The organism is Bacillus swezeyi (assembly GCF_001969815.1).
Taxonomy (GTDB): domain Bacteria; phylum Bacillota; class Bacilli; order Bacillales; family Bacillaceae; genus Bacillus; species Bacillus swezeyi.
This window is the reverse complement of the sequence record NZ_MRBK01000007.1, coordinates 1-24,347: the sequence shown is the minus strand read 5'-3', so window position 1 is coordinate 24,347 and position 24,347 is coordinate 1. Positions and strand designations below refer to the sequence as shown.

Below are 24,347 nucleotides of genomic sequence, written 5' to 3'. Positions count from 1 at the left end.
TTCAATAAAAAAATCAGGCTCTCCTCTTTCAATGGAAAGCCTGATATACTGGCGGAAGGCGCTCAATTGCAGCTGTTCAGCCAATCCGCATCATGGATTAAAATACCGCTCCTGTCGGCTGTAAGCAGTTTTTTCTTTTTCATTTCATTTAGCGTGCGGTTGATCGTTTCCCTTGACGTTCCGACCATATTCGCAAAGTCCTGATTGGTAATGGGAAGGTTAATATAGACGCCTGTTCCTTTTTGAACCCCGTGTTCAGCCGCCAGTTTCCTTAAAGCGTGAGTCAGCCGGTGCTGGACGTCTTTTGAAATAAACCCTTGAATACGCTCTTGCAGATCAAGGATTTTTTTCCCCATGATTTTCATCACTTTAATCGTCATTTCCGGATATGTCATGAGCAGTTCATTAAAGTCGTCAACGCGGATGACGATTAATTCGGTTTCCTGAACCGCTTCAGCTGTTGCGGGGTATGGAGAGCCGTCAAAAAAGCCGACATGAGGAAACATGTCTCCGCTTTGCAGAAGAGAAATGACTTGTTCATTGCCGTCTTCATCAATCTTATACGCCTTCACAAGCCCGGATTTGATGAAAAATACAGCCTCCCGCTCTTCCCCTTCCATAAACACAAACATTCTGGGCTGGTATCTCCGCTTTATCGCGATCTCTTCAATTTGTTTAAACTCTTCATCATTCAAGCTGCTGAAAATCAGAAACTGTTTCAGAAATTCCATCTAAACCTTCAATCCCTTCGGCAAAAAGACTGTTTTTTAGGCGACCAGCCTATCAAAGACGCCTTTCAAGGGCAAAAAGCTCCTCTTCAATAGCTGCCGCTTTTTCTTCTACCACCTTGCGGCTGTCTTTTAGCGCCTGATTGTAAAAGTAAGGGCCGAGCTTTTCCTTTATAAATTCAAACGTCTGAATCGCCGCAATATCTCCGACCTCTTCTCCCCTCTCTTCAAGATAAAAGCGTTTGATCTCGCTCATGACGGCCTGTTTTTCTTCCTGTGTCAGCTGTAAAATCACGAAACGCACTCCCTTTTTATTTTTATGATAAACGAAAATGCTCATAAATGGACGATATATTTTTTTATGGGTCTAACAATTTCTTTACATTACCGCTATTAAACATGAATCAGCCCGATTACCGTGTGATGTTGTTCACAATGTTTTTAAAAGACTTTTTGTAAGATAAACGTGCTGATTGATCATTTTATTTTTCCCTTTGAAAGGAGCAAAGCCGTAATGGTAAATCGTCAAAAAATGCAATTACCACTACAGTCATTCAGTTTAGTGGCAGGATTTATGGTTTGGGTGCTGGTTTCATCTTTAATGCCTCATATTAAGCAGGATATCTCCCTGACCGAAAGTGAGATTTCCCTTGTTACTGCTATCCCGGTCATCCTTGGATCACTGCTTCGGATTCCGCTTGGGTACTATACGAACAAATTTGGGGCAAGAATGACGTTTATGATCAGTTTTTTGTTACTCCTGTTCCCGATTTTTTGGATCAGCACGGCTGATTCATTATCCGATTTAGTCATCGGCGGATTTTTCCTCGGGATCAGCGGAGCGGTCTTTTCCATCGGGGTGACATCACTGCCAAAGTATTACCCTAAAGAAAAACATGGTTTTGTCAATGGTATTTATGGAGCCGGAAACATCGGAACGGCGATTACCACTTTTGCCGCTCCCGTGATCGCCAAAACCGCAGGATGGGCGAATACGGTCCGGATGTATCTGATCTTAGTCGCCGTATTTTTTTTGCTGAACTTTTTATTTGGAGATAAGAAAGAAACAAGGGTTGCAATTTCTGTAAAAGATCAAATCAAAGCCGTCTATCAAAATCAAAAACTATGGTTTTTAAGTTTATTTTACTTTATCACATTCGGCTCTTTTGTAGCTTTCACAGTCTATCTTCCGAACTTTCTTGTGAATCACTTCGGGCTCGATCCCGTTGATTCGGGGCTCAGAACCGCCGGCTTCATCGCTGTTGCCACATTTCTCAGACCTGTCGGCGGCTGGCTCGCGGATAAGTTCAATCCGCTGAAGCTCTTAATGTATGTATTTGCGGGGTGCACATTATCAGGCATTTTATTGGCCTTTTCTCCAAGCCTCACTCTTTACGGATTCGGCGTTTTGACGGTTGCCGTATGCGCCGGAATCGGAAATGGTGTCGTCTTTAAGCTTGTGCCGCTTTATTTCTCAAAACAGGCTGGCATTGTCAATGGGATCGTTTCAGCAATGGGCGGTTTAGGCGGTTTCTTCCCGCCTCTGATCTTATCAAGCGTTTATCAGACGACAGGCCATTATGCGATTGGGTTTATGGCGCTTTCGGAAGCAGCGCTTGCCAGCTTTGTCATTGTCGTCTGGATGTATTTTCAGGAAATGAGCAAAACTGCATCGAAAACAAATGCCCGCAATCTATAAAACCTTCAGCAGCAAAATAACCTGAGATCAATGATCTCAGGTTATTTTTAGGTCTTTTGTCATTCGTTCACAAGATTGTTATTTTTGAAAGATCACTCAGGCTTATTTAACGTTACAATAGAACTGCAAAAGGGGTGACGCTCAATGAATATGCCTGTTCGAAAATCTGACACAGATCTGCTCTCAGTCGATCTGCATCATTTGTTGGAATCGATCAGCACCAAAAGAAAAATCCGGCAGGATACTTACCTATTTCAAGAAGGTATGGATGCAGAGGAACTTTATCTCATTCAGTCAGGACTCGTCCAAATCGGAAAATTAACGTCGGATGGAAAAGAACTGACGCTTAGAATGTGCAAAAAAAATGATATTGTCGGAGAGCTGACGCTTTTTTCTGATGAAGCGAAATATATGCTGAGCGCTAAAGTCCTCTCAGATGGCGAAGTGTTGGTCATCAATAAAGAAAAACTCGAAAAAGAACTGATTCAAAATGGAGCCTTAACCTTTGAATTCATGAAATGGATAAGCACTCATTTACGAAAGATCCAATCAAAAATCCGCGACCTTCTTCTCAATGGGAAAAAGGGGGCGCTCTACTCCACCCTGATCCGCCTTGCAAACAGCTACGGCGTTGCGCGAAGCGACGGGATACTTATTAATATTGTTCTGACCAATCAGGATCTGGCGAAATTTTGTGCTGCCGCAAGAGAGAGCATCAACCGCATGCTTAGCGATCTCCGTAAAAACGGTGTGATTTCGATTGAGGATTCCGGAAAAATCGTGATCCATCAGCTCAGCTATTTAAAACGGGAGATTGACTGTGAAAATTGTCCGGTCATCATATGCAACATTGACTAAAACAAACAAGGACAGTGAACATTGTCCTTGTTTTTATATTGTAAGCAAAAACACGCTGACCACCGCCATAAAGACACAGGCATTCACCAATTCAAGGATGCCTATTTTCTTCACCGACAGTTTCCTCCCGTATAAAAGCAGCGCCCTGATGCTGCTCGGAATAAAACCGAGAACCGCCCATCCGGCCCCAAACACTACTGATAAAAACGGCAATATCACATGATAGCCCCATGAATACCATTTAAACCGCTTATTTTTCTTTTCGCGGATCATCGATTTCACATAAAAGGCGCTGCCGACGAAAAACAGGATGGATTGGGTAAAAACGAACCATGCCCAGCCGTCCAGCGTTCCGGCCCCTGTCCAATAGCTGGCAAGCCCGCCCGCGCTGAACACGATGATCGCCGCGATATCATTCAACAGCGCCCTGTCGTTATTTTTCCTTGCATAATAAAGATTGATGAGAAACATCGGAAACAGCGACAATCCGAGCAACACGAGCCCGGGCTCCATCAGAACGGAGGCAAGCAGCAAGGAGACGGCCGGAATGCTGTAGGCCACTGCCCATTTTTGATAATAAGCGATATTTTTCTTTTTCGCGATCATCGTCAAAGGAAAAGCCGCAAGGTAAAGAAACAGCCAGCCGACAAACAGCGGAATATGCCGCAAATGCGCTCCCCCGCCGACCATACCGAGCAGAAAAGGAATCACAAGCATCGCCCAAGCGCCGTGCTGTTTCGGTATCAACACTTTCATCACACATCCTCCCTTCTTTTCTATTACATTATAAAAATTTTATCTCGATTACCAAGTGACATTTTGCATAGCGAGATGTGAATTTTATCACTGCCATTTATAGCCTATCACTCTATACTGGAGCTAACATATAAGAAGGAGGAAGTTCTATGAATCGGTTTGACTATTTATTATTTCTGAAAAATCTTCCGATGTTTCTTGGGGTGCCCCTTCCCATCATTAAAAGGCTGCTGAAAAACGGAAAGGTGATTGATATCGTCTCATCGCACCCTCCTCGGTCGTTTCTTCATTCACAAGCCGTTTATTTTGTTTTGAAAGGTGAAGTGCATTTTACAGATAGAAGGCTTCCAGAAGAATCACGCACCATCGCCGAGTGGGAAAAAGGCGATGTTTTTCCCATTGACCAAAAGGGAGAACCGTTTTTATCTCCGTTTATTTCAGTAAAAACTGCCGCAGAAACAGCCGTTCTTGAAATTCCATTTAACATATTTAAAAAAATGATGACCTACAATGAGCAATTGCAGTTGAATTTTCTCATTCTTCTCCAGCAAAATTTATATTTTTCCTATCAGCTATTTTTACGTTATCTCCATTCCTCCTCAGAAAACGAAGATTGAGAAGGGTCCCTTCCCTTCTCCCCCATTTCAAATGTGATCTACTTAACTTTTTTTCATCTTCATTTCCGATATGATACACATAATTGCTTAAGGAAAGGACGATCAAACATGATACAGTGTGATTTTCAGGAAGCTCCATTTATCGTCATTTGGGAACTGACAAGGGCGTGTGAACTGAAATGCCTTCACTGCCGGGCATCAGCTCAAAACACTCGAGACCCGCGGGAGCTCTCGCTTAAAGAAGGGAAAGCTTTAATCGATCAAATTTATTCAATGAATAACCCCCTCTTGGTGCTGACCGGAGGCGATCCATTAATGAGAGAAGACGTGTTCGAGATCATTGAGTATGCCGTCCAAAAAGGCGTTCGGGTATCAATGACGCCGAGTGCAACCCCGAATGTGACGAAGGAAGCCATCAAAACCGCCAAAGATATCGGCTTATCGCGCTGGGCTTTCAGCTTAGACGGACCGAACCGCGAGATCCATGATCATTTTAGAGGAACAGACGGCTCTTTTGATTTAACGATGAAAGCGATTCGATATATCCATGAGTTCAATTTGCCCCTGCAGATCAACACCGTCATCTCAACTTACAATATCGATTATTTGGATGAAATGGCCAAGCTGATTGAACAATTAAATTGTGTGCTGTGGAGTGTGTTTTTCCTCGTTCCGACCGGCCGCGCCAAACGAGACGACATGATTTCCCCTGTAGATCATGAAAAAACATTTCTTTGGCTCAGCCGCTTAGCCAAAGAGGCGCCCTTTGATATCAAAACAACGGCAGCCCAGCACTATAGACGGGTCGTCATCCAGCAAAAAATGCGGGAAACGAAAGAACCCCACATGCAAATCCGCTATGAGCACGCTTTGCAAAAAGGCAAAATTGATGCGATCGGCGGATTGGGCCGCGCACCGAAAGGCGTCAATGACGGAAATGGATTTATGTTTATCTCCCACATCGGTGATGTGTATCCAAGCGGGCTGCTGCCTGTTAAAGTAGGAAACATCCGTGATCAGCCACTGGCAGAAATTTACCGTGAGTCGCCGATTTTCAAGGATTTGCGAAACCCGGACGGATTCAAAGGAAAATGCGGTGTCTGCGAATTCCGCCATGTCTGCGGGGGATCACGCTCACGGGCCTATGCTCTGACAGGCGATTATTTGGCCAGCGATCCAAGCTGCATCTACATTCCGAAAGCTTTGCGCTAGAGCATTGTGATCTGCATCACAATTTCCCGACCGCACCTGTCGTATTGTTAAACATGAGAATGATCATCAATTTCAAAGGATGTGATCCCTTCTGAATAAAAAACTAGATTTGAACGATTCTGTTTACGAACTTTGCACATTGCATCCTGAATTAAAAACCTTGATGAAGGACATCGGCTTTGAAAACATTACAAAGCCCGGCATGCTTGAAACAGCCGGGCGCATCATGACAATACCAAAAGGCGCGAGGATGAAGCAAATTGAATTGACGCTTGTGTTAGACATATTAAAAAAGCACGGATTTGACCCCGTTTGGAAAGGAGACAAACAATGAGCGAATTCATCAACAATCGGGAAGTACATCAAGACATGTCAAACGAACGAAAACAGCAGCTGAAAGAGATCATCATCGACCTCCATAAAGGAAAATCTCTTGATGAGGTAAAAAAGCGCTTCAAACAAGGTTTTGGTTCTGTCAATGCCGAGGAAATCGCCCAATTGGAACAAGCTTTAATGCAGGAAGAGGGCATCACACCTGAAGAAATCCAAAAGCTTTGCACTGTTCATGCATCCGTCTTCAAAGGTTCGATTGAAGACATTCACCGAACTGAAGCTGATCAGCAGCCCGGCCACCCGGTTCATACGTTCATAAAAGAAAATAAAGAGATTGATCTCCTTTTAAACTTTAAAATTCAGCTTCATCTCGATCGCTTTGTAAAGGAAGACGATACAGAAAACATTCTTAAGCTAATCGGAGATTTAAATTTGCTTGCAGATGTTGACAAGCATTACAGCAGAAAAGAGAATCTCCTCTTTCCCTACTTGGAAAAGTACGGAATCACAGGGCCCAGCCAGGTGATGTGGGCAGTTGACGATTTTATCCGCAAAAGCATCAAAGAAGTCAAGCGTTTATTAGAAGATTACACACCTGACAAAAAAGATGAAGTCATTCGCGAGCTCGGCTTTATCATTAAGGAAGGCACAGAGATGATCTACAAGGAAGAGAATATTCTCCTGCCGATGGCCCTCCGCACATTGACTGAAGATGAGTGGCTGAAAATAGCAGCTGAAAGCGATGAAATCGGATATTGCCAGACAGCGCCTGAAGCCGTCTGGCAACCGGAACGCCTTCATCTCAAAACAAATGAAGAGACGGCTCACGGATATATCAAGCTCCCTACCGGAATTCTATCTGTATCACAGCTTGAACAAATGCTGAATCATCTTCCCGTTGACATCACCTTCATTGATGAAAACGATGTTGTGCGCTACTTCTCCCACGGCAAAGAACGGATTTTCGCGAGAACAAAAGCCGTGATCGGCCGCACCGTCCAAAACTGCCATCCGCCGGCAAGCGTTCATATCGTCAACAAACTTCTCGAGGATTTTAAATCGGGCAAAAAAGATGTCGAGGATTTTTGGATCAAGTTCAAAGATAAATATGTTTTCATCCGCTACTTTGCTGTGCGCGATGAAGACAGCCATTACATCGGCACATTGGAATTCACCCAGAATATCGCCCCGATCCAGGAGATTGCCGGGGAAAAAAGGATTTTAAATTCCAGTGAATGAAACGAGCGGCAGCCTGCTTTCTTTTAAAAGAGCAGGCTGTTTTTTTATCCGCTTCCCCGAAAATGTGACAAATTAGTGAAATAAGCCGGGATTGTGACAAAGTTAACAAGGTCCCGTTTCTCCTCCGTATATAGTGAGGGTAGCAGCATTGACAAAAGGAGTGAAACAGCAATGAAAAAAAAGAACACGAGTCCGATTTTCAGGAGATTAAACTATTTCTCTCCTATTGAACATCATTCTAACCAACACAGCCAAACCACTTATGAAGACCGGGATTGGGAAAACGTATACAGAAATAGATGGCAACATGATAAAGTGATCCGTTCAACTCACGGGGTGAACTGTACCGGGTCTTGCAGCTGGAATATCTACGTCAAAAACGGGATCGTCACTTGGGAAGGACAGCGCCTTGACTACCCTTCAACAGGTCCTGATATGCCTGACTTTGAGCCCCGCGGCTGTCCGCGCGGAGCCAGCTTTTCCTGGTATATTTACAGCCCGCTCCGTGTCAAATATCCATATGTCCGCGGCGTGCTGATCCAAATGTGGCGCGAGGCGCTAAAGACAAGCAAAAACCCTTTGGAAGCTTGGAAATCGATTGTCGAAAATCCTGAAAAAGCAAAAGCCTATAAACAGGCGCGCGGAAAAGGCGGATTTGTCCGTGCTGAATGGAGCGAAGTATTAAAACTGATCTCCGCCTCCCTTCTGTATACCGTCACAAAATACGGACCTGACCGCAATGTCGGCTTCTCGCCGATTCCTGCTATGTCAATGCTCAGCCATGCGGCAGGCTCTCGCTTTATGTCGCTGATCGGCGGGCCGATGCTCAGCTTCTATGACTGGTATGCCGATCTTCCTCCTGCATCACCGCAAATTTGGGGAGATCAAACTGATGTTCCGGAAAGCAGTGACTGGTACAATTCCGGCTACATTATGACATGGGGTTCAAATGTGCCGCTGACAAGGACGCCTGATGCCCACTTTTTGGCGGAAGCCCGTTATAAAGGGGCAAAGGTTATTTCGATCAGCCCTGATTTTGCTGAATCCTCCAAGTTCTCTGATGACTGGCTGAGCATCAGACAAGGAACGGACGGCGCACTTGCGATGGCCATGGGCCATGTCATTCTTCAAGAATTTTATGTCAATCAAAAGACAGAGCGCTTTTTTGATTATGCAAAACAATACACAGATTTCCCGTTTTTGGTGACATTGAAGCAAGAAGGCGGACAATTCACCACCGGCCGTTTTCTGCATGCGAAAGATATCGGCCGCGCTACAGAACATGATGAGTGGAAACCGGCCGTCTGGGATGAAGACACAGATGGCTTTGCGATACCGCAAGGGACCATGGGCTCCCGCTGGGACGGCAAGGGAAAATGGAATTTGCGCATGATCGATGAAGAAACAGAAAAGCCGATCTCGCCTCGTCTTTCCATGCTGGGCAATGAAGATATGATCGGCACGGTCAAAATTCCTTATTTCTCACATGATGGGAACAAAGTGCTTGAAAGGCCCCTTCCGATTAAAAAAATCGAGCTGAACGGCGAAGAAGTCTTCGTTTCAACCGTATTTGACATGATTCTCGCCAACTATGGCGTCAACCGCGGAATCGGCGGACAGGCCGCCAAATCCTTTGAGGACCCTGTACCGTTTACACCGGCTTGGCAGGAACCGATTACAGGAATCAAGCGCGAGATGGTCATCAAAATAGCGAGAGAGTTTGCGCAAAATGCGATTGATACAGATGGACGCTCAATGATCATCGTCGGCGCCGGTATTAACCATTGGTTTAATTCCGATACCATTTACCGGGCTGTATTGAATCTCGTTCTTCTCGTCGGCGCACAAGGCGTTAATGGAGGCGGCTGGGCTCACTATGTCGGCCAGGAAAAGCTCCGCCCTGCCGAAGGATGGCAGACGATCGCCATGGCCAAAGACTGGGGCGGACCGGCCAAATTACAAAACGGAACATCATTCTTCTATTTCGCCACCGACCAGTGGCGCTACGAGGACCAGGAGATCAGCGGACTCGCTTCTCCAATCGCGGAAACGTCCCGCTACAAGCACCATGCTGATTATAATGTATTGGCGGCGAGACTCGGCTGGCTTCCTTCCTATCCGACTTTCGAAAAAAACGGAATTGACCTGTACAAAGAAGCAGAACAGGCAGGCGCCGAGAATGTCAAAGAAGTCGGGACTTACATCGCGAAACAGCTGGAGGAGAAAAAGCTTCAATTTGCGATTGAAGATCCTGACAATGAAAAGAACTTCCCGAGAAATCTGTTTGTCTGGAGAGCCAACTTGATCTCAAGCTCGGGAAAAGGCCACGAATATTTTCTAAAGCATTTGCTCGGCACAACGAACGGGCTGATGAATGAAGACGATGACAGCATCCGTCCGGAAGAAATCAAATGGCGCGACAAAGCGCCGGAAGGAAAACTCGACTTATTGATCAATCTTGATTTCCGGATGGCCGGTACCGCACTGTATTCCGACATTGTGCTGCCTGCGGCAACCTGGTATGAAAAACACGATCTCAGCAGCACAGATATGCATCCGTTCATTCACCCGTTTAACCCGGCGATATCTGCGCCATGGGAGTCTAAATCTGATTGGGACATCTTTAAAGCATTGGCAAAAGCGGTTTCCACTTTGGCTGAAGAAGTTGACATGGAACCGATAAAAGAAGCGGTTGCCACTCCCCTGCTTCATGATACGCCTCAGGAACTGGCACAGCCTTTGGGGAAAATCAAAGATTGGAGCAAAGGCGACTGTCCTGCCGTTCCGGGCAAAACAATGCCGCAGATCCATGTTGTTGAACGAGATTACAAGCAAGTTTTCAATAAGATGACAGCTCTCGGGCCAAATGTAGTCAAACAGCCTTTTGGCACAAAAGGAATGAACTGGTCTGTTGAAGCGGAATACAACGCCCTTAAAAAAACGCTCGGAGTCGTAACAGAAGACACGATTGCGAAAGGCTGCCCTGTCATCAACGATGCAAAACAAGCGGCGGAAGCGGTCTTGAGCCTCTCTTCTACTTCAAATGGTAAAGTAGCGGTCAAAGCGTGGGAATCACTTGAGAAAATCACGAATCTTGAATTGAAAGACTTAGCTGAAGAACGTGAAGAGGAACATTTCACATTTGAACAAATATCGGCCCAGCCGAAAACTGTGATCACCTCCCCTGCTTTCAGCGGTTCCGAAAAAGGCGGCAGACGCTATTCTCCATTTACGACAAATGTTGAAAAGCTGATTCCGTGGAGAACACTGACAGGCCGGCAGTCTTATTATCTCGACCATGAAATGATGACCGAATTCGGCGAAAATATGGCGACATTCAAACCGATTCTGATTCACCGCCCTTTCTCGAATAAACGTCCTGAGCAAGAAGGAAAAGAAATCGTCTTGAACTATTTAACACCGCATAATAAATGGTCGGTGCACAGCATGTACTTTGATTCCCTGCCGATGCTCACCCTTTTCAGAGGCGGACCGACAGTTTGGATGAACAAAGACGATGCAGAGGAAACCGACATTAAAGATAACGACTGGATTGAATGCTTCAACCGAAACGGTGTCGTTGTCGCAAGAGCCGTCGTATCACACCGGATCCCGCAAGGAATGGCATTTATGCACCATGCCCAGGACCGGCATATCAACGTTCCCGGCACAAAGCTGACAAACAACCGCGGCGGCACTCATAACAGCCCGACCCGCATCCATGTCAAACCGACGCAAATGATCGGCGGCTATGGACAGCTCAGCTACGGCTTCAACTATTACGGGCCGACAGGAAATCAGCGCGACCTCAATGTCGTGATCAGAAAATTGAAGGAGGTCGATTGGCTTGAAGATTAAAGCGCAGATCGGGATGGTGATGAACCTTGACAAATGCATCGGCTGCCATACTTGCAGCGTCACATGCAAAAACACTTGGACAAACCGGGCCGGTGCAGAATATATGTACTTTAACAATGTCGAAACAAAACCGGGCATCGGCTACCCTAAACAATGGGAGGACCAAGATAAATACAGAGGCGGCTGGGAGCTTAAAAAAGGCAAGCTGCAGCTGAAATCAGGCGCCAAAGCAACCCGGCTCATGAATCTATTTTACAACCCCTATCAGCCGACGATAGATGACTATTATGAACCTTGGAACTATGATTATGAAACGCTGACAAACAGCCCTGAGAAAAAGCACCAGCCTGTTGCAAGGCCGAAGTCTTCCATTACGGGAGACTTCATGAACCTTGAATGGGGCCCGAACTGGGAAGACGACCTTGCCGGGGGGCATATTACAGGACTTGAAGATCCGAACGTCAAAAAAATGGAAGAATCGATTAAGACCGAATTCGAAGACGTTTTTATGATGTACCTTCCGCGTATCTGTGAACACTGCATCAATCCGTCATGTGTCTCTTCCTGTCCATCAGGAGCGATGTATAAACGCGAAGAAGACGGGATCGTACTGGTTGACCAGAATGCATGCCGCTCATGGAGACACTGTGTTTCATCCTGCCCCTATAAAAAAGTGTATTTCAATTGGCAGACAAATAAAGCGGAAAAATGCACATTATGCTTCCCTCGTTTAGAGGCCGGGCTGCCGACAATCTGTTCTGAGACATGTGTCGGCCGAATCCGCTATCTCGGTGTCATGCTTTATGATGCCGATAAAGTGGAGGAAGCGGCATCAGTGGAAAATGAAAAAGATTTGTATCACTCACAGCTGGAGATTTTCCTTGATCCAAATGATCCCCTTGTCGCAGAAGAAGCCAAAGCGCAAGGCATTCCGGCAGAGTGGATTGAAGCAGCGCAAAAATCACCGATCTACAAAATGATCATCGATTGGAAGATCGCCCTGCCCCTTCACCCGGAATACCGGACTTTGCCGATGGTATGGTATATTCCGCCGCTCAGCCCGATTATGAACATGTTTGAAGGAAAAGGAACGGCTCAATCGGCGGAAGATATCTTCCCTGCCATTGATCAAATGCGGATTCCGATTGAATATTTGGCGAATCTGCTGACAGCAGGAGATACACACCATATTAAAACCACATTAAAGAAAATGTCTGTGATGCGCATGTATATGAGGGCAAACCAGACGAATAAATCGGTGGATCCTGATCTCATTGCAAATACAGGCTTAACCGAGAAGCAGATTGAAGACATGTACCGTCTGCTGGCAATCGCAAAATATGATGACCGCTTCGTTATTCCAAACGCCCATCGCGAAGAAGTAGCAGATTTATATATGGAACAAGGAAGCTGCGGGTTATCATTTGCCGGAGGACCCGGCTCTTGTCAAAACCTATAAACTGGAGTGAAGCACAATGGATGCAACAGATAAACAAGCCGTTTTCGCCGCTCTTTCCTACCTCCTCTCCTATCCTGATGAAGATTGGAGAGGAGAATTTTCTGAATGGCAAGACATCATCAGTCACATTCAGCATCAGCCATTGAAGGAGCATTTGCTCGCATTTATGAAAGACTCGGCTGCCTATTCTCCGGAAGAATTGATAGAAACATATGTATACACGTTTGATTTCGGCAAAAAAACGAATCTATATGTCACCTACTTCAACTCCGGTGAACAGCGGGAGCGCGGAATCGAATTATTGCAGCTGAAAGACCTTTATCAGCAATCGGGTTTTGAGCCGACAGACAAGGAGCTTCCCGATTACCTGCCGCTCATGCTCGAATTCGCGGCAGTGGCTGACCATGAACAGGCAGCGGCTGTCTTTCAGAAATATAGAGCGAATCTGGAGGAGCTGAAATTACAGCTTCTTGAAAATAATAGCATTTATACAAGGGTATTGGACGGATTATTCATTGGATTGGAAGAAATCGGTGTTGAAAGGACTGTACAGCCATGAGCGAACAAATCCTATGGGTGATTCTCCCCTACATCGTCATCACGATTTTTATCGGGGGGCATATTTACCGCTATCACCATGATCAGTTTGGCTGGACAGCCAAATCAAGCGAAATGCTCGAAAAGAAGAAACTGGCGCTTGGCAGCAGCCTCTTTCATTGGGGAATCTTTTTTGTCATCGGCGGACACGTGATGGGGATTTTAATACCGGAAAGCTTTTATCAGGCAATCGGCGTCTCAGAGCATGTCTATCATAAAGTCGCCATAGGCTTCGGTCTTCCTGCGGGGATTGCCTCACTGACAGGACTCATCATTCTCGCTTACCGGAGAGTAGCAGACAAACGAATCCGAAAAACGAGCTCTGTCAGCGACCTTGTCACGTTAGCGGCCTTATTGTTCATGATGATAACGGGTCTTGCAGCCACTTTTTTAAACATCGATTCAAAGGGATTCGACTACCGGACAACGATCGGACCGTGGTTCCGCAACATCTTCCTGTTCAAACCGGATGCTTCCCTTATGGCGAGCGTGCCCCTCTGGTTTAAAGTTCACATCGTCATGGGCTATGTGATATTCATCGTCTGGCCGTTTACACGGCTTGTCCATGTCTTCAGCATGCCGCTCAAATATTTGACAAGAAGCTATGTCATTTATCGGAAGCGGGCGCCCCGCAAAAGCATTTAATCTTCTCCCTAAAGCTGTCTTGGCTTTAGGGATTTTTTTCTCTATAGGCAAGCTACCATCTTCTCCGTAAATCATACGATAAAGCAAACGATCAGAAAGGAGCGTTTTTATTGTATCCATACGATTATTTTGGTATATATGATCCGGATCGCCAGCAGTTCCCGCCCGGACCGCCTCCTGGAGCGGGAGGACAGCAGCAGATCTTGCCCCCTCCCCCAAGCCAGTTTCCTCAAGATGACGGCGTTTCGATTTATGCGGTTGACCCGGGAGGAATCAGAAGATGTTTGTTTAAATATACGTACATCAGGTTAAGAAACGGCAGGCGTTTCTGGTTCTATCCGGTTTTTGTCGGGCGTCGTTCAATCGCAGGCTATCGCTGGAGGCCGCGCCAGTACCGCTGGGTCTACTTCGGCATTGACTTGAACGAAATCACTTCTTTCAGCTGTCAATAAAAAAAAGGCGTCATCAAAAGGACGCCTTTTTCTATGCTTTATTTCGACTGCAATGTTTCCTTTTCATCTCCCCAAGCCTCTGTATTTTTCAGACCTTGAATGGAGCTGGCCTTAAAGACCGGGTTCTTCCCTTCTTTGCGCTGAACCGCATAATCTTTCAGCACTTTCGCGGCGATTCCTGAAAGGAGCAGAATCGCAATCAGGTTAATAATCGCCATTAATCCCATGAACAAATCGGCCATGTCCCATACGAGCTGAAAACCGGATACAGATCCGAAAATCACCATGGCGACAACGGCTGTCCGATAAACAGCAAGCGCCGTTTTGCTTTTTTTAATAAATTCAATATTGGTTTCACCATAATAGTAGTTTCCGACGATTGAGCTGAAAGCGAACAGAAAAATCGCCACAGCGACAAATCCAGGCGCCCAGTTTCCGACATGATGCTGCATAGCCGCTTGTGTAATCTGAATGCCGTCAAGCTCTTTTCCTGGCGTTAAATTGAACAAAAGAATCATAAAGGCTGTCGCACTGCAGATCACCATTGTATCAAAGAATACGCCGAGCGTCTGTATAAAGCCCTGTTTGGCCGGGTGAGACACATTCGCCGTCGCCGCTGCGTTCGGCGCGCTTCCCATTCCGGCTTCATTTGAAAACAAACCGCGCTTCGCACCGATAATAATGATCGATCCCAATGTCCCCCCTGCGATCTGCTCAAAGCCAAACGCATCTTTAACAATCATTGAAAAAACAGCCGGCACCTGCGAAATATTCGTCAATACGACATATAGAGCAAGAGCAAGATAAATGATTGCCATGACAGGAACGATCAATTGCGTTACCGTCACAACCCGTCTTAAGCCGCCGAAAATGATAAATCCGGTTAATACCGCTAAAACGATTCCTACTGTTGTTTGATCAAGATTGAAAGCCCCCTGCATAGAACCGACAATCGTATTGGCTTGTACCGCATTAAAGATCAAACCGAATGTAATCGTAATTAAAACGGCAAAGATGATGCCCATCCATCTGGCGCCAAGCGCTTTTTCCATGTAATAAGCCGGGCCGCCGCGAAAATGGTCGCCGTCCTTTACTTTGTAGACTTGTGCCAATGTACTCTCGACAAAGCTTGAGGCCATCCCGACAAGAGCAACGACCCACATCCAAAAGACCGCTCCGGGTCCTCCGGTTGCAACGGCCAGCGCCACACCGGTCAGGTTTCCCGTTCCTACCCGTGAAGCAGCGGAAATAAAGAAAGCCTGCAAAGACGATACGCCTTTACCTTTCTCTTCCTTTTGACCGACGATTCTAAACATCTCAATAAAATAACGAAATTGGACAAATCTCAATTTAAAAGTAAAGTACAGGCCTATACCTATTAATATATAGACTAAATAAGTCCAAATAAAACCGCTCGGGACGTTGATGATTTCGCTTAAAATTTCTTCCATAGCACCCTCCTGAAACAAACTGATTTTAATGTTAAGTTTCCTAACATGATAGGATTATATCATAATAATGACACAAGCAAAACAAGATAGAATTTTCTGTTTTTTCTCCTTATCGCCTTATGACACCCTCGCTACTTTAGTCCCATTTCACATTATAACAAAGATTTCGCTGTCATCATACATAAAAAAGCGTTTTCACGAGAAAGTTGGAGAAAAAATAAGAGATTTGTCAATAAATATTATAAAACTGTCACAAAAAAATCATCTTTTATTATATAATAAAATATGCTAAGATGATGAGACATTAAGGGGGGTGAGATCTAATGAAAAAGACATTGTTGCTGCAATTGTCTATGTTCTTTTTAGTCATTGCGAGCCTTCATTCGTTCTCAATGCCCCAGATGCCGGCGAATCATCATATACAAAAAGCCGCTGTTTCAGGTGATGAACTTCATGAGCTGACAGCCGGCAAACATGGTGATGAAAAGGCTAAATCTTTATCGAATTCACTCGGTTTAAGAGCTGAATTCATTCTGCTCTTAATCTTAGCTGCCGCTTCTGCTCAAGTTTACATCCTGAACCGGCGGAAAGAGCATCTGAAGGCATTTATGCTCGCTGTTTTCTATCACTCTTCTTATTTTGATAAAGCGCATGTTTTAAAACCATAACCATATTAAAATAGGAGGTTTTAGACATGTTATTTATGATAAGAACGGTGATTATTGGACTCTTTTCATTGGCAGCTTTGAATTTGTTTGTTTTTCAAGGAATCGAATTCATGCACGCGATGACCGATTTGTTTAATCGCAAAGACAGCTGAATAAAAACACCCGTTTTTTGAAGCGCCCCAATAGTGAAACACGAATCAGTTTGATAGGCATGAGTCCGATACTGTACCGGACTCATGCCTTTTTATTTTTGCCGTCTGTCCCCCTTTTAAAAACAGATAAATTTTTTCGAAAATCTCAACTTTTATTTAAATATCACATCTTTTTTACAATCCTCGCGACTTTATTTCAAATTGACAAATATAAGGTATAATAGTTTTTCACCAAATAAATACCAATTACATATAGAAAGAAGGCGTTCATATGAGTAAAGTATCTGGAAAAATTGCCTTTGTTACTGGTGGTGGACAAGGAATTGGTGAAGCAATCTGTAAACGTTTAGCAGAAGATGGATTCGCTGTTGCAGTTGCTGATTATAATGAAGAAACTGCAAAAAAAGTTGCTGAGGAAATTAACCAATTGAATGGGAAAGCCATTGCGGTGAAAGTAGATGTTGCTGATCGTGATGATGTTTTTAAAGCTGTCGATGAAACCGTACAAAGTCTTGGCGGACTTGATGTGGTGATCAATAATGCGGGTCTTGGACCCACCACCCCTATCGAAAGCATTACTTATGAAGATTATCGAAAAGTTTATGATGTTAACGTCGGCGGTACTTATTGGGGAATACAAGCAGCTGTAAAAGCCTTCAAAGAACTCGGACACGGCGGAAAAATCATTAATGCTTCTTCACAAGCCGGTCAAGTCGGTAATCCAGGCTTAGCCGTTTACGGCGGAACCAAGTTCGCTGTTCGCGGTATTACCCAAACGGCAGCAAAAGATCTAGCTGAATTAGGTATTACTGTAAACGCCTTTTGTCCGGGGATCGTAAAAACGCCGATGATGATGGACATTGCACAGCAAACCGCTGATGAAGCAGGCAAGCCATTTGAATGGGGATTAGAGCAATTTTCTAAAAATATTGCATTAAAACGATTATCAGAGCCGGAAGATGTAGCAGCATGCGTTTCCTACCTTGCAGGACCAGATTCAGATTATATGACTGGCCAAGCTCTTATCATCGATGGCGGAATGGTATTTAATTAATTTTAAAATAATATTCAATATGGAGGGCGGAGTTTTCCACCTCCATATTGAGTATTTAATAACAAGCTATATAGCATGGCTTAACCGTGTCCAGCTGATAATACGAAACGGTCACGGTTTGTCCAACCACACCCTGTCTTAGGGTTCTCGTTTAAAAATTTTGACCAAAGAACGTAAGCCGTTGGTGCCTCACCCATCGGCAAACCTGGATGTCCCGAATTTGCTTTTTGAATTGCATCAATACTTAAAGGACGAACGCGTTTACTGCCAAATTGTCAATTCTAAACTTCCTCCTTCTTGAAGTTTTCCCAACATTTAATGAATTGTGCAACCCCTTTATCTGTTAAAGGACGGCTCCATCATTTAGGATATAACGAACTGGGAATTGTCGCAGTATTCTCACCAACTTTAGCAGTTCCTTCGACATGCTAAAGACTACGAATACTTACGGCAATGATTTCAGCTTTTTGATCCGTAGTTATCCAAAACTGTCCGTAAGCCCTCAATTAGTTTGATCCCAGGCGCACCGATATCATCTAAACGCCCTAAGAATGGCGAAATAAAAATTGCGCCAGCTTTTGCTGCCATTAACCCTTGCGCAACAGAAAAAATCAGTGTCATGTAGTACAATTGAGCGAAAATGATATAAACAAGAGGCTAATCAGTTTTACTTTTTTAATAATTGAAAAAAGGACGAAGTAAGCAACTTCGCCCTCAAGTAAGGCACCGTGAGGAAATCCACATGTTCACGATTTGAATATGATGAATACAAAAGTGTCTTCACTTTTGAAACCCCTGTTTCAAAATGCACTAGTGCGAAGATTTCCCCTGCGATAAGTGGTACCCAAGATATCTTCTTTGAACCTTCTTAGATTTCCACTCCAAACCTCATAGGTTTATTTAGGCGCTTCTTCCGTCAACTCGTTTATTTTCTCCATTTTTTTCAATTTCCTCTAAACTACGACCTCGAGTTTCAGGAACGCGTGTCCGGATAAATACAACTCCAAGTAAACAAATCACACCGAAGATTGCAAACACAGCTTCTTGAGACATCGAAGCGGTCATAATAGGAAATAGCAATCCAACCAAGAAAGAACCAATCCAGTTAAATGACGAAGCTAATCCCGACGCACGCCCGCGAATTGCCAGCGGGAAAATTTCTCCAACTATGACCCAAGTTAAAGGCGCCCAAGTGAATGAATAAAGTGCTACATAGATACTTAAAAAGACAACCATCATCATCGGATTTGCATTAGGAATTAATATATTCAATATTGCCGGCAAAATAAAGGACAGCCCCATAATTGTTCCGCCTACTGTTAATAAAGTACGGCGATTAAATTTATCAGCAATCACGATGAACAGTAATGAACCTAGCACGAGAATAACTCCTTGAATAATCGGCCACATCAACGCTGAACTTGCTGCATTCCCTGTTGCTTTTTCTACAATCAAAGGAATGTAATAAAAAATTGCGTTTGCACCTTGGAATTGTTGAAAAGCAGCAACACCCACACCGGCAATTAATAAAAAACGATATTTATTGCTTAAGAGTGTAGCCCATGATGCTTTTTGATTTGCCTTTGCTTCCTCTCTGGCAGTTTCTTGAATTTGTGTTATTTCAGAATCAATCTCTCCTTTGTTAGAGCGAAGATAGCTCAACACCTTGCGAGCTTCATCAAGTTTATTGTTCTTTATTAAAAAACGTGGTGATTCGGGTAACTTTAACATTCCAACATATAAGATCAAAGCAGGTACGGCAGCCAAACCAAGCATCAACCGCCATGCCATTGTTTCTGGTAAATCTTTCAATAGAAAATCAACAATGTAAGAAAGCAACATTCCAGAACAAATCATTGTTTGATTAATTCCTGACAGCCGTCCACGTAAACGTGCAGGCGCCATTTCCGACATATAGGCTGGGACCAATGCAGAAGCAGCACCAACGGCCAATCCCAATAAAACCCGAGAAACAATCAAAAACAGTACCCCATTATGAGGTGCTATTCCTGACAAAATGGATCCAACAACAAAAATGATAGCGGAAATTAAAATCATTTTGCGCCGTCCCAAACGATCAGAAAGTTGTCCGGCCAGGGCACCTCCAAAAATAGCTCCTAACATCACCGAAGAGGTAATCCAGCCAACAACCCCAGCGTTGTCTTGAAGGTTCCAATCATGTTGCAGAAAAGGCAAAGCACCCGTCATAACGCCGATATCATAACCGAAAAGAATGCCGGCAAAAGCCCCGAAAAAATAAATGAAGCCACTTGAGATTTTCTTTTCATTAACCATTAAAGTTCCCTCCTCAAGGTTGAAATTATATTGTGTAAAAATCCCACCACTAAAAATATTGGTGGCTTTTTAAGAAATAATAAAAGCGTTTTCAAACTGCAAATACATGCTAGGATATTGTTGGGATTTCTCACTAAATCTCATGGTTTTATTCACCTATTATTAAACGCTTTCAATTTTTCCGGAACATAACGATAGCGCTTACAAAACCATGAATATTTTGATATCTGATATACCTATTTTTCACCTCCTCGGAGGTTAGAGGCATTACTTAATAACTACATATTCCAGGTCAACTAGCTTTGCATAAGTGATCATTTGGTCTGTTGTTAAATTCAATGAAACAACTGTATGGTGACCGCCGCCATTCTCAAGCCATGCTTTCACTCCATCTTGGAAGTTAGGCTTCACTTCCCAAAGTACCCGTGCCACTGGAAGGTTTGGTGCTGGAACTGTTGGTTCAAATGCAGAAACTTCGTTAATCAACAGTTTATAGTGCGTACCAAAGTCTGCCATTGAAACAACCACACCATCTCCTGCTTTTCCGTCGAACACTAGGCGTGCTGGGTCTTCACGATCACCAATACCTAATGGAGATACGATAATTTTTGGTTTGCTGCTTGCTAAAGATGGGTCAACTTCAAGCATATGTGATTGAAGGATTGATTCTTGACCGGCAGCTAATTCATATGTGTAATCTTCCATAAAACCAGTTGATTGGTTACGGCTCATCACTTTGAGCAAGCGATCGAGCGCTGCAGTTTTCCAATCTCCTTCACCAGCAAAGCCATATCCTTGGGCCATCAAACGTTGGACGGCAAGACCCGGAAGTTGTTTCATCCCATATAAATCTTCAAAGTTAGTTGTGAAGGCATTATAACCACCATCATCCAGGAAACGTTTAATGGCGATTTCATAGCTTGCTTGTACTTTTACGCTCTTCTCCCAATCTTCCTGACTGTAAGTACCATAATCAAATTCATATAGGTCTGCGTATTCTGCAAACAAATGATTAATTTCTTCATCTGTAACCGCATTCACGTATTGAACAAGATCACCAATACCAAAGTAATCAACTGTCCAGCCAAATTGAATTTGTGCTTCAACTTTATCCCCTTCGGTAACAGCAACGTTACGCATGTTGTCACCAAATCGAGCGACCTTGATGTTGAAGCTTTCGTTATAAGCAACCGCTGCGTCCATCCATTCTGCAATTTGCTGTTGCACTTCAGGGCGCTCCCAATGACCTACGACAACTTTATTTTGTTTTTTCAAACGGGCATTGATAAAACCATATTCACGGTCACCATGAGCAGATTGATTCAGGTTCATAAAGTCCATGTCAATCGTTGTCCATGGAATACTTTCATTATATTGTGTCGCTAAATGAAGTAATGGTTTTTGTAATAATTTTGTTCCGCGAATCCACATTTTTGCAGGTGAGAAAGTATGCATCCAAGTGATAACACCGGCAACTTCGTCACGATAGTTTACTTCTTTCATGATGCTTGTGATTTTATCTGCATTAACAGCTAAATCTTGCAATACAAGCGGGTATGGTAAAACAGCGCTTTCATTTAATGCATCAGTTATGGCTTGCGCGTGCGCTCTGACTTCTGCTAACGCTTCTTCCCCGTAAAGATGTTGTGAACCTACGACAAACCAAAATTCTTTTTTCCCTGTTGTTAACATCATAACCCTCTTTTCTTAAATTAATGTGATAATGGATAGTTTGATAGAATTGTTATTACTTTTGACCATAATAAGCATCTTTACCGTGTTTTCGTAAATAATGTTTATCTAAAATACGTTGTGGTAATTCTTTTGCAAAAAGATTTAATTCTCGTGTAAATAAATTCATTTTCGCAACTTCGTCCAACACTACACTATTCAATACTGCTGATTTTACATCTTTGCCCCAAGTAAATGGACCATGACCATGAAGTAAGACACCAGGAACAGCTAAAATATCTAACCCACGCTCTTCAAATGTTTCGATAATGACATTACCTGTTTCTACTTCGTAACCACGATCAATCTCCTCTTGTGTCAAGTAACGGGCACATGGTACGGAACCATAGAATGTGTCTGCATGAGTGGTCCCCATCGCTGGAACATCAAGGCCTGCTTGAGCCCAGATTGTCGCCCAAGTTGAATGAGTGTGTACAATACCACCAATTTCAGGGTAATGCTTATAAATGACTGCGTGAGTCGCTGTATCTGATGAAGGCCTCAGCTCTCCTTCAACAACATTGCCATCTAAATCAACAACCGCCATATCACTAGCTTTCATCGTTTCATAATCAACACCGCTAGGTTTGATAACGAATAAACCCGTTTCACGGTCAATAGCACTTGCATTTCCCCACGTGTATTTCACGAGTCCATATTTAGGTAAATCCAAATTGGCTTGTAATACTTCTTCTTTCAGTTGTTCTAGCACGTCAATCCCTCCATCTTTCCACTCATTCAATCAAATGATCCACAGCGGCCCGTTCAATCATTAAACCTTTTTTGTACCGTACGATAAATGCTTCAAATCCTTCAACATCTAATTGATCCGGGAAAATTTCTTGCCTATCATCCTCTTCAAAGACTTTTTTGTCGAGGAAGTCTTCTAAGCTTTCTTCTTGATCTTTGTTCATCATGTAAGAAGCAAGAATAGCTATTCCCCACGCACCGCCTTCTCCGGCTGTTGCCATAACAGATACTGGCGTATTCATTGCAGCTGCAACAATTTTTTGTCCAACAAGAGGGGTTTTGAATAAACCACCGTGAGCTAAAACGCTATCAATTTCAATATTCTCTTCTTTTGTTAAAATATCCATCCCGACTTTCAAAGCACCAAAAGCTGTAAAAAGGTGTGTTCGCATGAAGTTTGCTAAATTGAAACGACTCTCTGGTGAGCGGACAAATAATGGCCGGCCTTTTTCTAATCCTGTAATATTTTCACCAGAGAAATAACCGTAGCTTAGTAAACCACCGCCATCCGAGTCAGCTTCCAATGCTTTATTTAACATCACTTCGAATAATTTATTCGTTTCAACCTTTTGTCCCATTGCCTCAAAAAATTCACGGAACAATCCTAGCCAAGCATTCATATCACTTGAGCAGTTATTCGCATGAACCATTCCAACTGGACTGCCGTTTGGCGTTGTTACCAAATCAATTTCTGGATATACTTTTGAAAGTTCTTTCTCTAATACAATCATGGCAAAAACTGAAGTTCCTACTGAGATGTTTCCAGTGCGTTTCCTCACACTATTCGTAGCAACCATTCCTGTTCCAGCATCGCCTTCCGGTGGACAAATTGGAATGCCTGGTTGTAAATTTTTTGATTGATCCAGAATTTTTGCACCAATTTCGGTTAATTCACCAGCTTGCTCGCCTGAAATATAAATTTTAGGAAGAATACCCTTTAGCTTCCAAGGATAGCCTTTGTCCGAAATCAGTTCATCAAACTGCTTGACCATCGATTCATTGTAATTTTGCGTTGATTCATCAATTGGGAACATGCCCGAAGCATCTCCAATGCCAATTGCTTTATTACCAGTCAGTAACCAGTGAATGTACCCAGCTAAAGTGGTGATATAATCAATGCGAGGCAAATGCTTCTCTTCATTTAATATTGCTTGATATAAGTGAGCAATACTCCACCGTTCGGGGATATTGAATTGAAATTGATCAGTTAATTCTTTTGCTGCAGCACTGGTTGTTGAGTTACGCCAAGTTCGAAACGGAACAAGCAGCTCCCCTGTGTTGTCAAAAGCCATATACCCATGCATCATTGCAGAAAATCCAATAGAACCGATTTTGCGAATGGTGATGCCATAATTTCGTTCAACTTCATTCTTCATTTCACTATAAGCTGTTTGCAATCCAGTGATGATACCGACTAAGTTGTACGTCCAAAATCCATCTTCCAAGAGGTTTTCCCACTCATAACTTCCAGATGCGATTGTTTCAAAACTACTATCAATCAACACTGCTTTAATACGTGTGGATCCGAATTCAATTCCAAGTGATGTTTCTCCCTCAGTTATCGCTTGCTTGATGTTTACTCGATTCGCTTTCACGTTAATCCCCCCTCTGATAGCGATTTCAATATTATTCGAAAGAAGGCCTTTTCCTTTTCGCTTAACTTTATTACAACCTTAGTATATTTTTTTGTACGTACATTTGTCAATCCGAAATATAATATGTTCATATAAATATCACAACGATATTTCTGTTATTTTTCTCTTAATGTTTATAATAAAAGGTATTTGTATAAC

22 protein-coding genes and 2 pseudogenes are annotated in these 24,347 nt (G+C 43.5%); 14 read left to right on the top strand and 10 right to left on the bottom strand.

Features of this window, described 5'->3' with window-relative positions:
* Positions 1-62: 62 nt before the first annotated feature.
* Together BTA30_RS09205 and BTA30_RS09200 are read right to left on the bottom strand one after the other, a co-directional pair.
* Positions 63-731, bottom strand: coding sequence for a Crp/Fnr family transcriptional regulator (locus BTA30_RS09205; RefSeq protein WP_076760965.1), 669 nt, complete (start codon positions 729-731; stop codon positions 63-65).
* A gap of 52 nt (positions 732-783) precedes the next feature.
* Positions 784-1,023: a DUF2164 domain-containing protein gene (locus BTA30_RS09200; RefSeq protein ID WP_076760964.1), complete on the bottom strand. Its 240-nt coding sequence runs from the start codon at positions 1,021-1,023 to the stop codon at positions 784-786.
* Between the two features lie 219 nt (positions 1,024-1,242).
* Here BTA30_RS09200 and BTA30_RS09195 point away from each other — a divergent pair, with 219 nt between their 5' ends.
* Both BTA30_RS09195 and fnr read left to right on the top strand, forming a co-directional pair.
* Positions 1,243-2,427 (top strand): nitrate/nitrite transporter, encoded by a 1,185-nt coding sequence (locus tag BTA30_RS09195; protein ID WP_076760963.1) that lies wholly within the window; start codon positions 1,243-1,245, stop codon positions 2,425-2,427.
* Between the two features lie 144 nt (positions 2,428-2,571).
* Entirely contained in the window at positions 2,572-3,285 is a 714-nt protein-coding gene (fnr, locus tag BTA30_RS09190) for a fumarate/nitrate reduction transcriptional regulator Fnr (RefSeq protein WP_076760962.1), read from the top strand.
* Positions 3,286-3,318: 33 nt separating this feature from the next.
* Here fnr and BTA30_RS09185 read toward each other — a convergent pair whose 3' ends face one another.
* Positions 3,319-4,041: a YwiC-like family protein gene (locus BTA30_RS09185; RefSeq protein ID WP_076760961.1), complete on the bottom strand. Its 723-nt coding sequence runs from the start codon at positions 4,039-4,041 to the stop codon at positions 3,319-3,321.
* A gap of 149 nt (positions 4,042-4,190) precedes the next feature.
* Here BTA30_RS09185 and BTA30_RS09180 point away from each other — a divergent pair, with 149 nt between their 5' ends.
* The 9 genes from BTA30_RS09180 to BTA30_RS09140 all read left to right on the top strand — a co-directional run bounded on the left by BTA30_RS09180 (position 4,191) and on the right by BTA30_RS09140 (position 14,453).
* Entirely contained in the window at positions 4,191-4,658 is a 468-nt protein-coding gene (locus BTA30_RS09180; protein WP_076760960.1) for a cyclic nucleotide-binding domain-containing protein, read from the top strand.
* 108 nt (positions 4,659-4,766) lie between these two features.
* Positions 4,767-5,870 carry a TIGR04053 family radical SAM/SPASM domain-containing protein gene (locus BTA30_RS09175; protein WP_076760959.1) on the top strand — a complete coding sequence of 368 codons (1,104 nt, stop codon included), beginning with the start codon at positions 4,767-4,769 and terminating at the stop codon, positions 5,868-5,870.
* Positions 5,871-5,961: 91 nt separating this feature from the next.
* On the top strand, positions 5,962-6,204 hold the full coding sequence (locus BTA30_RS09170) for a DUF1858 domain-containing protein (protein ID WP_076760958.1): 243 nt from the start codon (positions 5,962-5,964) through the stop codon (positions 6,202-6,204).
* Entirely contained in the window at positions 6,201-7,442 is a 1,242-nt protein-coding gene (locus tag BTA30_RS09165; protein ID WP_076760957.1) for a DUF438 domain-containing protein, read from the top strand. Before BTA30_RS09170 ends, BTA30_RS09165 begins: the two co-directional genes overlap by 4 nt.
* A 171-nt stretch (positions 7,443-7,613) precedes the next feature.
* A complete protein-coding gene (locus tag BTA30_RS09160; RefSeq protein WP_076760956.1) occupies positions 7,614-11,300 on the top strand; it encodes a nitrate reductase subunit alpha in 3,687 nt (1,228 codons plus the stop codon).
* The gene (narH, locus tag BTA30_RS09155; protein ID WP_076760955.1) at positions 11,290-12,759 is read left to right on the top strand and encodes a nitrate reductase subunit beta; all 1,470 of its coding nucleotides are present in this window, start codon (positions 11,290-11,292) and stop codon (positions 12,757-12,759) included. Before BTA30_RS09160 ends, narH begins: the two co-directional genes overlap by 11 nt.
* Before the next feature lie 16 nt (positions 12,760-12,775).
* Complete coding sequence (gene narJ, locus BTA30_RS09150; protein WP_076760954.1) at positions 12,776-13,318, top strand: nitrate reductase molybdenum cofactor assembly chaperone; 543 nt, start codon at positions 12,776-12,778, stop codon at positions 13,316-13,318.
* Positions 13,315-14,001 (top strand): respiratory nitrate reductase subunit gamma, encoded by a 687-nt coding sequence (gene narI, locus BTA30_RS09145; protein ID WP_076760953.1) that lies wholly within the window; start codon positions 13,315-13,317, stop codon positions 13,999-14,001. The genes narJ and narI overlap by 4 nt, the downstream gene beginning before the upstream one ends.
* Before the next feature lie 110 nt (positions 14,002-14,111).
* Entirely contained in the window at positions 14,112-14,453 is a 342-nt protein-coding gene (locus BTA30_RS09140) for a transporter (RefSeq protein WP_076760952.1), read from the top strand.
* A gap of 38 nt (positions 14,454-14,491) precedes the next feature.
* On the opposite strand, the gene BTA30_RS09135 is transcribed toward BTA30_RS09140, so the two are convergent.
* Positions 14,492-15,904, bottom strand: a complete 1,413-nt coding sequence (locus BTA30_RS09135; protein WP_076760951.1) for an alanine/glycine:cation symporter family protein — start codon at positions 15,902-15,904, stop codon at positions 14,492-14,494.
* A 323-nt stretch (positions 15,905-16,227) separates the two neighbouring features.
* Between BTA30_RS09135 and BTA30_RS09130 the strand changes: the two genes are divergently transcribed.
* The 3 genes from BTA30_RS09130 to BTA30_RS09125 all read left to right on the top strand — a co-directional run bounded on the left by BTA30_RS09130 (position 16,228) and on the right by BTA30_RS09125 (position 17,778).
* Positions 16,228-16,572, top strand: coding sequence for a hypothetical protein (locus BTA30_RS09130; protein WP_076760950.1), 345 nt, complete (start codon positions 16,228-16,230; stop codon positions 16,570-16,572).
* 26 nt (positions 16,573-16,598) lie between these two features.
* Entirely contained in the window at positions 16,599-16,724 is a 126-nt protein-coding gene (locus BTA30_RS24110; protein WP_275667356.1) for a hypothetical protein, read from the top strand.
* Positions 16,725-16,995: 271 nt separating this feature from the next.
* Complete coding sequence (locus tag BTA30_RS09125) at positions 16,996-17,778, top strand: (S)-acetoin forming diacetyl reductase (RefSeq protein WP_076760949.1); 783 nt, start codon at positions 16,996-16,998, stop codon at positions 17,776-17,778.
* 83 nt (positions 17,779-17,861) lie between these two features.
* Here the strand turns inward: BTA30_RS09125 and BTA30_RS09120 are convergent.
* The 6 genes and pseudogenes from BTA30_RS09120 to BTA30_RS09095 form a co-directional block, all read right to left on the bottom strand.
* Positions 17,862-18,020: pseudogene (locus BTA30_RS09120) on the bottom strand (thiamine pyrophosphate-binding protein); the annotation flags it as partial.
* A 39-nt stretch (positions 18,021-18,059) separates the two neighbouring features.
* Positions 18,060-18,399: pseudogene (locus tag BTA30_RS22515) on the bottom strand (transaldolase family protein); the annotation flags it as partial.
* Between the two features lie 279 nt (positions 18,400-18,678).
* On the bottom strand, positions 18,679-20,073 hold the full coding sequence (locus BTA30_RS09110) for a sugar porter family MFS transporter (RefSeq protein ID WP_076760948.1): 1,395 nt from the start codon (positions 20,071-20,073) through the stop codon (positions 18,679-18,681).
* A gap of 267 nt (positions 20,074-20,340) precedes the next feature.
* Complete coding sequence (araA, locus tag BTA30_RS09105; RefSeq protein ID WP_076760947.1) at positions 20,341-21,765, bottom strand: L-arabinose isomerase; 1,425 nt, start codon at positions 21,763-21,765, stop codon at positions 20,341-20,343.
* 55 nt (positions 21,766-21,820) lie between these two features.
* Positions 21,821-22,516 carry an L-ribulose-5-phosphate 4-epimerase gene (locus tag BTA30_RS09100; protein WP_076760946.1) on the bottom strand — a complete coding sequence of 232 codons (696 nt, stop codon included), beginning with the start codon at positions 22,514-22,516 and terminating at the stop codon, positions 21,821-21,823.
* 22 nt (positions 22,517-22,538) lie between these two features.
* Positions 22,539-24,149, bottom strand: a complete 1,611-nt coding sequence (locus tag BTA30_RS09095; RefSeq protein ID WP_076760945.1) for a xylulokinase — start codon at positions 24,147-24,149, stop codon at positions 22,539-22,541.
* Positions 24,150-24,347: the final 198 nt, after the last annotated feature.

What these genes read in the sequence shown, in the direction of transcription:
- BTA30_RS09110 (WP_076760948.1), bottom strand. Translation starts at nt 20,073, where the DNA reads ATGGTTAATGAAAAGAAAATCTCAAGTGGCTTCATTTATTTTTTCGGG.
- fnr (WP_076760962.1), top strand. Translation starts at nt 2,572, where the DNA reads ATGAATATGCCTGTTCGAAAATCTGACACAGATCTGCTCTCAGTCGAT.
- BTA30_RS09185 (WP_076760961.1), bottom strand. Translation starts at nt 4,041, where the DNA reads ATGAAAGTGTTGATACCGAAACAGCACGGCGCTTGGGCGATGCTTGTG.
- BTA30_RS09205 (WP_076760965.1), bottom strand. Translation starts at nt 731, where the DNA reads ATGGAATTTCTGAAACAGTTTCTGATTTTCAGCAGCTTGAATGATGAA.
- BTA30_RS24110 (WP_275667356.1), top strand. Translation starts at nt 16,599, where the DNA reads ATGTTATTTATGATAAGAACGGTGATTATTGGACTCTTTTCATTGGCA.
- narI (WP_076760953.1), top strand. Translation starts at nt 13,315, where the DNA reads ATGAGCGAACAAATCCTATGGGTGATTCTCCCCTACATCGTCATCACG.
- BTA30_RS09175 (WP_076760959.1), top strand. Translation starts at nt 4,767, where the DNA reads ATGATACAGTGTGATTTTCAGGAAGCTCCATTTATCGTCATTTGGGAA.
- BTA30_RS09160 (WP_076760956.1), top strand. Translation starts at nt 7,614, where the DNA reads ATGAAAAAAAAGAACACGAGTCCGATTTTCAGGAGATTAAACTATTTC.
- BTA30_RS09180 (WP_076760960.1), top strand. Translation starts at nt 4,191, where the DNA reads ATGAATCGGTTTGACTATTTATTATTTCTGAAAAATCTTCCGATGTTT.
- araA (WP_076760947.1), bottom strand. Translation starts at nt 21,765, where the DNA reads ATGTTAACAACAGGGAAAAAAGAATTTTGGTTTGTCGTAGGTTCACAA.
- narJ (WP_076760954.1), top strand. Translation starts at nt 12,776, where the DNA reads ATGGATGCAACAGATAAACAAGCCGTTTTCGCCGCTCTTTCCTACCTC.
- BTA30_RS09135 (WP_076760951.1), bottom strand. Translation starts at nt 15,904, where the DNA reads ATGGAAGAAATTTTAAGCGAAATCATCAACGTCCCGAGCGGTTTTATT.
- BTA30_RS09165 (WP_076760957.1), top strand. Translation starts at nt 6,201, where the DNA reads ATGAGCGAATTCATCAACAATCGGGAAGTACATCAAGACATGTCAAAC.
- BTA30_RS09125 (WP_076760949.1), top strand. Translation starts at nt 16,996, where the DNA reads ATGAGTAAAGTATCTGGAAAAATTGCCTTTGTTACTGGTGGTGGACAA.
- BTA30_RS09195 (WP_076760963.1), top strand. Translation starts at nt 1,243, where the DNA reads ATGGTAAATCGTCAAAAAATGCAATTACCACTACAGTCATTCAGTTTA.
- BTA30_RS09130 (WP_076760950.1), top strand. Translation starts at nt 16,228, where the DNA reads ATGAAAAAGACATTGTTGCTGCAATTGTCTATGTTCTTTTTAGTCATT.